The sequence below is a fragment of the Paenibacillus sp. E194 genome, from assembly GCF_000935845.1.
GTDB classification, from domain to species: domain Bacteria; phylum Bacillota; class Bacilli; order Paenibacillales; family Paenibacillaceae; genus Paenibacillus_B; species Paenibacillus_B alvei_B.
Window position 1 is genome coordinate 16,052 of record NZ_JMDX01000063.1, and the last position, 11,355, is coordinate 27,406.

Sequence of the window (11,355 nt, forward strand, 5' to 3'; positions counted from 1 at the left end):
TTTTCACTGCATACTACTCACATCGTAAGTGAACATCAACAGCTTACGACTTGGATGAATCCATAGCTGCTCTTAATGTAAAATACATGAGATTGTCCCTCAATTGACTCGCTTGATCAAATCCCATTTTCTTCAGCAGCCTCTGCGATTGAATATTATCTACTTCCGTTGTCGCTTCTATATAATCAAGCTTCATGATATCAAATCCCACTCGAATAATCGGCAGCAAAGCTTCCTGCATCAGTCCTCTTCCCCAGTATTTCGGCGACAAATCAAAACCGATTTCAGCTTTACTTTCGTGTTCCACTGTAGACCAGCAATGATAGCCACATGTCCCAACTAGTTCGTTGTTCTCTTTGCTAAACAGTCCATATCGACAACCTGAATCATGAATATGAAAAGCAATAATCTCTTCTGCTTCTGTTAACTCTTTGCACACCCCAATATCCATAAATCTCGTAACTTCTGGGATGGAAAAATGTCTATATACGGCATCCGCATCTTCCATAGTTAATTCCCGCATATTCAATCTTTCCGTTTCTAGTTCTGGGTATATCATCTGTAATTCTCCTTTTCAACTGCCTACCGATATTCTTCTTCTGCTAAAATACACACTTAGTACATTAAACTCGATATGCAGCATAAGAGGCAACCATATGGAGTGGGTATGATCAGCGATCATTCCCAAGAAAATCCCGCCAGAAAATGCAAAGATCATAAATCGGATACTCATGCGTGACAACCTATAATATTGAAGGTGGCAGATTGCAAAAAGAAAGGCTGATATTAGAACAGCAGGAGTAACAGATAACCCCAATATGGTTATGGATGAGCTTGAGGGCAAGCTGCTGCTTAATAGCGGAAGCACCAAACCTCGAAACACCATCTCTTCAAGCAGAGGGTAAGATAAGCAAAAGTGAATGGTATCGTAAATCCCGATCGGACGATATCCTGACCTTTGAGCCAAGAATACATTTACTATTGCAACAATGAAGAATAATGTCATCACTGGCATGACGCGTTCTGGTATTTTGTAAATATACTGCTCCCCATACCATAGAGATATTACGGATACTACAATTACGGTCATTCCCCAAAAAATGATTGTTGATTTCTCGACATCAACTCGAGTTACTACTTTTAATATGCTTTGAACGATTATGTAAAGAGAACGTCAATAACAGAGATATGCCAATCGCCAATAACAATGCTCTTCACACCTTCCATCTAAGTTATGGTCACAATCCGATCGACATGAGGAACAATATTATTTCGTTAGCCATTCACAGTGGTTGCTAGATACTCTTAACGCAGCTGCAAGACCATCCAGTCTTCATCGAAATATTGCCCATTATATTTTAAGGCACGGCGCTCAATGCCATAGGTCTGGAATCCGACCGAGCTATACAGCCTCTTAGCTGGTTCATTGCTCGATACCACTGTTAAATTGATCTGTTCTACGCCATCGATTTCGCTCGCCCTCGCAATTAAAGCAAGCAACAAGTTTTTCGATACCCCTTTCCCACGCATTTCTTCTCTCACATACATCCCGAACAAATTTCCTTTGTGGGCAGTTTTCATCCCATTCTCTCGTACAAAAGTAGCTACTCCTATTAACAATCCTTCGTCATCAAACGCACCTATCACAAATTTGTCCTTACTTGGTTTGACTCGCTCCATTACCGTTTCCAGTGTGAAATTCGCTTCCCGCTCATAAGTAGAACCAAATGCTTCAGGATTTGTCCGCAACCCTATTAATCTAAGCTCCTGATAGGCCTGTGCATCACTCTCTTGAAGAACTCGTATATTCATTCTCGTGCCCCATTTCTCTCGAAATGCCATTTTGTCTATTTAACTGTTCACTTAGTCACAATTTCTAAGCGCATCTTAGATTCGTTCAACGTTTTCTTCATTTATCTTTCGATGTAATTAAAATGTGAATCGATAAACAATCTCATCATCATATACATCCCCAGTCTCACAAAAACCGATCTTTTCATACAGCCTTCTGGCTGCTACATTATCTACACATACTGTTAGATTCACACACTCGCTTTGCGAGTAATTTTCTCTAATATAACGAATTGCAGAATTGATCGTTTCCTTTCCATATCCCTTACCTTGTTCATTTTTATCAATGATCAATCCATTTAGCCAATAGGACTGGGTTGTTGTATCATCTAGCGTAATCATTACAAAGCCCACTAAACTATTCTCCGCATTATACACACAGAATGGAAAATATTCATACTCATCGCCATCTGGACGGATATGTACCTTGGCCAAAGACACTGCTACTGATGGGACAAAATGGTTTTGATGTGCTTGAACTTGCAAGTTTAATGCATCTTTCCAGTTCTCACGAGTAGTCGGGACTAAACTGATCATAACTACATCTCTCATTTCCATCCGCCTTATGAAAGCCCGGTCGCATTTTGCAACACAATTCTCCATCCATCTGGGTCACAAATGGTTATCCCATTTTGCTGCCAATAAGGATTTTCTGGTTCTACAATAGGGTAGCCCATGGAGACTAATCTAGAAACGATATCATCCCGTTCCTGTACGTCTGGTATATAGAACACCAGCAAATTATCTGAAGAGGGTGGCGGTACGGGCACTGCATGTACTTCCTGTGTAAACTCCAAATGATAGTGAACATCAGGAAGACCGATCATGACGCCATCGTAGCCATTATGATTTTCAAATGAACCTACAACTTCGAGACCAAGACCTTCCGAGTAGAATTCAACAATCTTCTGTAATTGATGGGTAGGCCTTGCAACTCGAAATTGAACAGCAGGCATCTTCTTCGACCATGTCTTATTCATACATGCTCCCTCAGCTAGAATTTATCACTTACCACATTGTTTCTGCTTAACCTGGAATGTAAGTATGCTCTGCAAAACTGGCCAGTTCTTCAAAGTGATTTCGTTCATAGAATCGTTTAGCTCTCCAATTGGATTTCGCCACACGCAGACAAACATTATCTATCCCCTTGTTCATTCTCATATGTGCAACACAGTGTGCCAATATCACACCGCCATACCCACAATTCTGATAATCTGGATTCACTACCAAGTCTTGAATGTAATTGTTATGGATGAGATAGGAACCGATCAATTGATTCTCTAGCCAAAATGAACGAAGTTCATCGCTGCGTGTCTTATCTTGAAGCATGCTTAGGAACTCTACCTGATTAGAGCTATGCCAATCCGTTATCTGACCCTCTTCCAGCTGTAATTGGAAGTATCCCCGATCAAATAATTCAATAAAAGCTTGCAGCATGGATGGTTCAAACTGCTTTTCAATCAATTGTGACGGCAGCATAGTTGGTAATTCTGTCTTGGTATATATGAGATGATAACCTTCCATATCCGATTGAAATCCGATGCTTCTTATAAACGCAATGACCTCTTCATTTTCCCCATATACATTAAAGCAAAGTTCCTTACCATCGACTCTCGCCAAGAACGTCCGGATTGTTTCAGCAATTAACCCTAGGATGAGGGTTGATTCGTTCATTGACATTTTTAGAAAGGAAACATACGCAATCGTGCAATCATCATTCTCAGCTGCACAAAATACACCATGAACTTCTTCCGTTCGACTATAATGAAAGACGGATACCGCTTGTGCATGAAATGCTTCGCTCACAAATTCTCTAGCTTGTGGAGATATGTGACCGACTAATCTCAGTATATTTCTCTATTTTCTGCCTCTACTATTACCATTAGCAGCCTCACTTCTTAATTGACTTTATTGGTGCTGTAAATACAACACGACCCAGCCTTTGATAGCTATTATCTCGGACTGGGGCGTTATTTGTATCTGAGGTAATGGCCTAAGTTCATCCAGAATGAACCTTTTTACCTTCAATTATGATTGTAAAAATATAATAAATTATATTTATTGCTATCCCAATCAGGATAGTCAATATAGGGTGACAAAATCGACTATATATCTCGGAGTCTGTATGGATACGAAAAAGTAAATTCTCAAAAACAACATCAGTAATCATCGAGCCCTTATAGGGAATCATGCTTTCACGATTTCATTCCACTCACTTAAATAAGGTACATATCCGATTTCTTGAGGCTGATCTGGCAGCCATGCAATCAGTTCAAGTTCATTATAATCAGGATCATTGAAATAAATGGCTGCCGCTGGCATCCATGTATGTACAATCGGTTCCGTTGGCTCTTTGCCAAGAGCATGAATCGGCACTATCCCTTTTTCCCTTAACCAGTCAATTGCACCTGTTAATAACTCCACATCTGTTCCGAATGCAAAATGTCTTCTTTGCACCTCATTACTCTCCGGAACTTCCCATAGCCCAAGCAATTGGCGATCCTTCCCGATAGAAAAAGGCAACTCTTCTTTCTTCAACGAGTAAAGATAGTTCAAGACCTAGATTCTTATAGAATTCAATCGATCTACCTAGGTTCTTCACTTGCAAATGTGTCTCATATAAGTTCTGAATCATGATGTTAATCTCCTTAGAGTTATGATGATTTAATTTGTCATATCAGTAATTTCCCTAATTCTGTGCTATGCATAATAGCCACCTTCTATTAAATAGGTTCCTGTCTCTTTATAATGCTTATAGATCTTACTAAATGCCCTGTTTGCTTTATGCTGATAAGCTCCGTCACTTAAGCAGGGTCGAATTACTTTCACTATTTGTGTCATGCTCGTATCACTAGGAATCTCACCAGTGAATAACTTTTCTAACTCTAATTCAAATATCCCCTCAAAATTCTCTGAACAATCCCCATATACATAGGTGGCTTTGTTATCGTTCATTTCAATTAATTTGAATTCAATACAGAATGCCATAACAATTACCGTCTTTCTTGGATTTCTTAATAGCCGTTTAGTCCTATTGAGTTGTTGTATCCATCAATCTGGAACGCTTAAAGTAACACACTGCTGTGTGGCTTCGCAAAATAGTCTTGCATGATTAGATGCCTGTCCAACTTCCCCAATATTACCTACTAAGATCAAGGAGCAGTTAATCAACACGGTGTAAGTGCCGAGATCACTGTAGCACTTAACCTTCCATGGTTGTTTGCAATAATTTTCTCATTTGTTTTTCGTGTTTCTTAATAAATCAAAAATGCTTACTATAATAACAATTAATCCCACAATCACTGTGACCAATCTCATTACGGTTAATGGAAACGCTGCTTCGAAGAGCACTAGTCCATATAATATGAATATTACATGAAGGAAAATAATCAAAAATGAAGTAAGCAATTTACTTACATATGTCCCCAATTGAAATTTAGATAATGATATAAAAAGGAAGCCAGAACTTATAAATAACACAGTAAACATAACGGCATCTCTAGTAGGTTTTAATTGAGCATCAATGAAGGCGGCGGATTGTGTGATGTACTCTTCTGCGTGTATAAAGTAGGAAAAAGCAAAAATAGAAACAACGAAAATCAAAGTGATTAGACATAAATTCAATCCGAACCAAACAATATGTTTCATTTTTCCCTCTACTATTATGAATTGCAGTAATTTCGGTCGGGCAGTCATTAAATACCCTTATTTCATTTACTGATCATATATTGAATTACAGGGTACGAAATGATATCCCGATCTCTATACGTTGATGTGATTACATCCTGATGTCTGCTTACAATTCCATTTTGTAATATTACCGCATTAAAGCCTCTTTCACGAGCGCCATTATAGGTAAACAATACGCAATATTCTGCCGCATACCCTGCCAGGACGATGAATTCAATATCATGATTCTTGAGAATCTGCTCAAGTTCTGTATCCCAAAAAGCATTGGGATTCTCTTTTGTCAAAATGATATCCTGATCTTGAATTTCAATTTCCGGAATCGTACGATACACTTCAGAGTTTGCTTCAGTAATTACTTCGATGTCCTGAATATGTATGACAACATGATCATGAGAACGAATCATACCCGCTACATAATTGATATACTCGCATGCTCTGTTTACAACTTTCTCTTCGACGTCTTGCAGGTGAATGGCCTGCATATCAATGACAAGAAATCCAATTTTCATCGAGGACACTCCTTCGAAGTATATTTATGGAGCAATGTAACACACATTCATAAAACGATTGAATTTGCGAAACGCCCCAACCCTAGATAGCTTTTATCTTAGGCTGAGGCGCTGTTTTTCTGCGCTGCTTCCATGATTATACATCCTAAATCCAAAGGAGGATAGACCCAAACGCGTAGCCCTACTACCACTTCACCACAGGGAATCACGATACAAAAATCCCTTTATCTTTTCAATGCTTCTCTTACTCTTATTGCACTTTCTAAAGCACTCTTGTCTCTGTTTTTTCCATTAATAGATTTTGTCAGTTGAATCATCTCAAAAGCTTCTGCTACATCAACCCAGCGTACCTCTTGAGTCTCAGCATCATGCTCCGTCACCATGCCTGTTGGTTCCATCATGAAATATTTTGTCCTACACGTATCCGATTCAAATTCCCCAGGAACTGAAGCTATAATAATACATGTATACCCCGTTTCTTCTTGCACCTCTCTTCTTGCTGTTTCTTCGGGAGTCATATCTTCTATATCCGGGCCTCCCTTTGCAAATGTCCATACATATCCACCCCAATGATTCTTCGGGCTTCGCATGAGCACTTTACCTTCTGTATTAAATACAATTCCTCCATATGCCATTTCTTTATCCATATCACTCAGCGCCTTATTTACATGATTGTATATTCCTACCGCATTGCTCAACAACCATCCTGAAGGAAGGAAAACTAGCTCCTCATTCTCATGCATGTATTCCCTACATATGTACTCTTTCATACTCTCCGTATATCACTTGCAGTGTTTCGATAGCTTGTACCTGCTCAATTACACTTCACGCTTCTCGTCGGGTCTGTAGATGATTCTCTGATAATCCCAATCCTTACTGTCCATATCACCTAAGTACATTCTCTCATGCTCTGGTACAAGCTCATATTTTACTTTTAGATTTTGGCGGTAAAACTCAATCGGATCCTCTAGATATTGGTAATATGCTTCTCTACATTCTTCTAGAGATGTCTTCTCGCCTTTAACTTTTTTATACATATCGATCAGCTCGTTATATTTATCCTCAATATTTGTTGGATAAATAGCTTGTGAGAAGGTTACTTCACCTAAATCAGATAACATAACTTTTGTTGGTTCATTAAAGTCAGTGAAGAAGGTGCCATTTCTAAAAAGCTCAGCAATCTCCTCTATACGATAAGTCAGTTCATCCTCCTGGAAATAGCAAACCACTGCCCCATTCTCGTAAACAACAAGATTTACTAAATAATTGTTATCTTCATACTTCATGAAGATAGAGAACTCATCACCAGTTATTGTTTCATAGAACATTTCACGAACAACATAATAATTAATGGCTGTAGGCGAGTACGTAATTCGTCGTTTCTCCGCCAATTCTTTTTGCCAAGAAGTGATTTCATAGATATTTTCGAAGTCAGGATTAATCGTTTTAATTTTGCTTTCTATGTGCTTGTAGTATGCGGGCTTATCAAATTTCCATTCGGCTTCTTGAACGGTATACATTCCTAGACCATGTATAGAGAGTTCTTCCTGTTCTGGGATTGTTGGAGTTAACCAATCAGAACGAAGCTTTTCCTGAAGCCCTTTCATATCTACAAGCTCCCAGCAATTTGACATCCCATCCTCATAAACATCAACATTAATATAAAAATAAGAACCACCATTATTAATGATCCCAGGAACAGTTACACCTTCTACCACTTTTGTTCTTCGTATTTTCTGCATATGATTCACACCCTCGACCATTTATTGTTTCATTTTCTTTTAGACTCCTTGAAGGCAATTATCGAATATTTGATTAAAAGAACTCTGATCTTCCGTGTAGTCCTCCGTATATTTATTGAACATTCGTACCGCCACTGCATGATACTTTGGCACAACTACACAGTGGCAACCTGCTGCACCCGATGCATAATACCACTTCTCCTGATAGTACCATCCAAAAATACGCTTCTTATCCTCCGTATCAATCCGCAATTGTTCTATGAGCGTGAATACGTCAGCAGGTATTAACTGAATATGATTTTTGAAACCTCTAATGAGATGTAAATTCCCCCACTGTGCCAGATCCCTTGCGCTTGAATACAGATTTCTCTCATGCCCCTCATTGGACTCAATTCGAACAGACGCATAACCATCTGCAGCTTGAAAATCACAAACTAATTTCTCTTTCGGTACCGAAACCCATTCCGTATCCGTTAACTCCATCGGTTTGAATATACGTTCTGTAAGGAGCTCCGCAATATTATATCCCGTCAGTTCTCTTATGAGATCGCACGCTACTTCCTCATGCTCAATACGGTTTGGCCCAAAATATTTAGCCCCTGACTTGGTTGCTAAATCTCTTATTGTCGTGCTGCCCAACTCATAGTCAGGTGTATTCGTGAGCACATCAGAAACCTTACAGTCTACGGACAACTTGTTCTCTACAACCGCAATAGCTGTAGCAAGCCCGACATATGTCTTTCTTAGTGAATATAAGTTAAACATCGAATCGGTTGATACGGCGAGAGCACCTTTTTTAAAATGATGCTGTCCCGCATACCATTCTGTTAACACTTTGTTGTCCTGAATGATCACAATCGAAGCAGCAGAAGAGCCAAACTTTTCTCCCGCTTTTTCTGTATATGAAATTAACGGCATAAACCTGTTATCAATTATTGTTGTTGCTGTCATAACGGTGACCTCCGATTATTATCTTTAGGATTTGTGGTCATTATGTCGTGTGTTCTACTAATTCGCTTTTTGAAAAGCACCTAGGTGTTACATTTGCATGTACTTCTACAAACTTAGTCAGTGCAGGTTTCTTTACAGCTCATTAAGGATTTCTCTTAGCTCTTCTTTACACTTATCAAGATCAAATTGAGAATTATCGATTTTCCGCTTATTCATTTTCAATAGATTAAAAATCTCAAGTTCAATATTCTTCCTTTCTTGAAGAGCTTGAATAGTCCCCTCAACTCCTGAAAGTCCTTGCATCTTGCCAAATCCTTGATTCGTATAATAATCGATAAATCCGTCCAACCATTCCTTAGGCCGCTCATTGATCTGCTCCTAGCAACATGGCCGCATCTTCAACCGATAAGCATTTAGGATATACATCTAGAATCCCCACGTTTGTAAATACTGAGTTGGGATTTTCGATTTCTTCTACTTCTAGTACACTAAAAATTTCTATCAGATTTGATACTTCTCATGCGTTGCTTTTCTCACCAGTCATCACCTATTTCTGTTCAATTCGATAATTTCTAATATACTTCGGCTTACAAGGAAGTTATTATCATTTACTGTATCGTCCGTATGATAAGCTGTCTTAAATCCGCGATTCTGTTCGGCATTTCTGGAGTCGAACGGTTCAGTAAATCACACAAGGCAATCAAATCCTCCAGCTTAGATAATAGAACCCAATTCTCATTCAAGAATCCACCTGAACCCCGGTATGCCTCTATAAAATGACGTTCGAACAAGGAATTGTCGTGTTCATACCGAAGCAAATTCCCGATGTCAACATAGCGTCTTCCTGAAAAAGCGAACTCCCAATCCAATACCGCCGATACTTCGAACCCATTTGGCTTTTCGATCATCATAAGGTTTAAACCATTGAAGTCCGAATGAACGAGGACTGGCGGTTCATGAATTTCGGATAATAGCGAACGGTGAGAGTCACAGAATGATCGAACCTTTTCCGTCACTTCCGCTCCCAGCCAATGTCCAGTTGCACCATTATCCAAGCTTTCAGAAATAAAAGAGAAATATTCGTTCGCATCCATGTTTAATGGAGTAGCGATGGACAGATCCCTTGCAAAAAAACCGGGACATTCAAAAGTATGACTATGAATACGAACTAGTACACTGCCGACAGATTCCGCAACTTTTGCAATCTGGCGTTCTTCTCCTCTTTGCAGAATATCACGCAGTAACACTCCCTCTTTCCACTCCATTAAAGCCCAATCATATTCTATTAACTTTCTGCTGGTATCCAGATATATATAATCGGCAACTGGCACGACGTCGCGTACTCTCTCAGCGATTGCTTTTTCTTTTAAAGCTATATCTGAACCGCCTGCAATGATCCTCAAAAAGTAGGGTGTAGTAGAGCCTTCAATCTCAACTTTATAGGTACCATTACTAAGTCCTGTTTGTGTTCTTTCAGCTTTTATGAGTCGTTTGCCACTGAAAACTTGGCTAATCATACGATTTAGAGTCTCATATTCGATATGCATATTTTTGCTTTTACTTGATCTCTCCCATAATTCCTTCACCTTGTGCACTCCTGTTCACTTAGTTGATCGAATATCTCGTTCTAATTTCTATTTTGAAATTCTGCTTAAAGAATCTTCATATGCTCTATAAATTCTTCATTATTTAGTCTTAACGTTAACAACTCTGCATTCCTTATCCTTAGGTACAAATAAATCCTTCCAAATAAGGTCTCTAATTAATTTCAATTTGGCTTCGTACCCACAGTATAATGGTGGTAAATAAATAGCCATGTGCTCAACCCCTGTTATTAAATTTTTTAGGAAATTCTTGTGGCCACATATTCGCAATTATCAATTGTTACCCTCTGCAGATATATTGTGATACACATTCATCGCAACTTCAGCCATCACTTTCAAATTGATAGTATTAAAGCCTTCTATCCCAAAATCTCCAGCAATACTTTCAAAGTAAGCCCAATCGTTATTATCCTTAACAACCTGTATCTCTTTGATTAATTGAATAAATCCATTAATACCTTCTATTTCTATGTATAGCATAATCGTGGGATAGTCAGGCGAAGTCATTGTCTTCCATGATTAATCCTGCATACTTGTCCCATTCTTTATTATCCGTATTTATTTCGATTGTCGGTACCATTGACTTAGACGCTTGAATCCTAAGACTATTTTGCGTATCAATCAATTCTTTGCATGCCAGATCGATTTCTTCCCTTGATTTGTTAATCCAAACCTCAGGGTTTCTACTTTTTATTCTTTCCTCGACTATATCGTCGGAAATAGTCAGCAATAAACACTTAGCTCCTAATTTGATTAAATCATGCTCTATACTTGTTATTTCTACATCGTCTGAATCCGAGAATGCGACCCGGTGATTTAGATGGAACCGCTCTAAGATAAAGAAAAGGCCTCTTGATTTTCTTTCCCTGGACCTAAATAGGCTGCCCAATCATTTAGGTTCTTTAGCATACCAACTCTATTTCGCAAAAGTTCGAGATGCTGAGCTCTTGATAATCGAACAAATTCACCTTGAACATTATTCAGAATCTGAGAGTAATGCTCCCCAAG

The 11,355-nt window shown here is 38.8% G+C and carries 15 protein-coding genes and 1 pseudogene; all 16 read right to left on the bottom strand.

Annotated features, from left to right (window positions below; genetic code table 11):
* Positions 1 to 43 precede the first annotated feature (43 nt).
* On the bottom strand, positions 44 to 559 hold the full coding sequence (locus AZ66_RS11170; RefSeq protein ID WP_044354925.1) for a GNAT family N-acetyltransferase: 516 nt from the start codon (positions 557 to 559) through the stop codon (positions 44 to 46).
* A gap of 15 nt (positions 560 to 574) precedes the next feature.
* Positions 575 to 1,090, bottom strand: a complete 516-nt coding sequence (locus AZ66_RS33750) for a CPBP family intramembrane glutamic endopeptidase (protein WP_082061540.1) — start codon at positions 1,088 to 1,090, stop codon at positions 575 to 577.
* 215 nt (positions 1,091 to 1,305) lie between these two features.
* Positions 1,306 to 1,812: a GNAT family N-acetyltransferase gene (locus AZ66_RS11175; RefSeq protein WP_044354926.1), complete on the bottom strand. Its 507-nt coding sequence runs from the start codon at positions 1,810 to 1,812 to the stop codon at positions 1,306 to 1,308.
* Between the two features lie 117 nt (positions 1,813 to 1,929).
* Entirely contained in the window at positions 1,930 to 2,403 is a 474-nt protein-coding gene (locus tag AZ66_RS11180; RefSeq protein WP_231586826.1) for a GNAT family N-acetyltransferase, read from the bottom strand.
* An 11-nt stretch (positions 2,404 to 2,414) separates the two neighbouring features.
* The gene (locus AZ66_RS11185; protein ID WP_021257699.1) at positions 2,415 to 2,831 is read right to left on the bottom strand and encodes a VOC family protein; all 417 of its coding nucleotides are present in this window, start codon (positions 2,829 to 2,831) and stop codon (positions 2,415 to 2,417) included.
* Positions 2,832 to 2,877: 46 nt separating this feature from the next.
* Positions 2,878 to 3,657: a GNAT family N-acetyltransferase gene (locus AZ66_RS11190; protein ID WP_052648476.1), complete on the bottom strand. Its 780-nt coding sequence runs from the start codon at positions 3,655 to 3,657 to the stop codon at positions 2,878 to 2,880.
* A gap of 381 nt (positions 3,658 to 4,038) precedes the next feature.
* Positions 4,039 to 4,486 (bottom strand): annotated as a pseudogene (locus AZ66_RS11195) (VOC family protein).
* A gap of 65 nt (positions 4,487 to 4,551) precedes the next feature.
* Positions 4,552 to 4,839, bottom strand: coding sequence for a hypothetical protein (locus AZ66_RS11200; RefSeq protein ID WP_044354929.1), 288 nt, complete (start codon positions 4,837 to 4,839; stop codon positions 4,552 to 4,554).
* 722 nt (positions 4,840 to 5,561) lie between these two features.
* A complete protein-coding gene (locus AZ66_RS11210; RefSeq protein ID WP_044354931.1) occupies positions 5,562 to 6,050 on the bottom strand; it encodes a cysteine hydrolase family protein in 489 nt (162 codons plus the stop codon).
* A 224-nt stretch (positions 6,051 to 6,274) separates the two neighbouring features.
* On the bottom strand, positions 6,275 to 6,793 hold the full coding sequence (locus tag AZ66_RS11215) for an NUDIX hydrolase (protein WP_044354932.1): 519 nt from the start codon (positions 6,791 to 6,793) through the stop codon (positions 6,275 to 6,277).
* A gap of 75 nt (positions 6,794 to 6,868) precedes the next feature.
* Entirely contained in the window at positions 6,869 to 7,792 is a 924-nt protein-coding gene (locus AZ66_RS11220) for a DUF7638 domain-containing protein (RefSeq protein ID WP_044354940.1), read from the bottom strand.
* Between the two features lie 39 nt (positions 7,793 to 7,831).
* The gene (locus AZ66_RS11225; RefSeq protein WP_231586827.1) at positions 7,832 to 8,743 is read right to left on the bottom strand and encodes a serine hydrolase domain-containing protein; all 912 of its coding nucleotides are present in this window, start codon (positions 8,741 to 8,743) and stop codon (positions 7,832 to 7,834) included.
* Positions 8,744 to 8,875: 132 nt separating this feature from the next.
* Complete coding sequence (locus AZ66_RS11230) at positions 8,876 to 9,091, bottom strand: hypothetical protein (protein WP_021257708.1); 216 nt, start codon at positions 9,089 to 9,091, stop codon at positions 8,876 to 8,878.
* 260 nt (positions 9,092 to 9,351) lie between these two features.
* Positions 9,352 to 10,329, bottom strand: a complete 978-nt coding sequence (locus AZ66_RS11235) for a phosphotransferase family protein (RefSeq protein ID WP_044354933.1) — start codon at positions 10,327 to 10,329, stop codon at positions 9,352 to 9,354.
* 291 nt (positions 10,330 to 10,620) lie between these two features.
* Entirely contained in the window at positions 10,621 to 10,854 is a 234-nt protein-coding gene (locus tag AZ66_RS11240) for a hypothetical protein (protein WP_044354934.1), read from the bottom strand.
* Positions 10,841 to 11,077, bottom strand: a complete 237-nt coding sequence (locus AZ66_RS32555) for a hypothetical protein (protein WP_231586828.1) — start codon at positions 11,075 to 11,077, stop codon at positions 10,841 to 10,843. Before AZ66_RS32555 ends, AZ66_RS11240 begins: the two co-directional genes overlap by 14 nt.
* Positions 11,078 to 11,355: the final 278 nt, after the last annotated feature.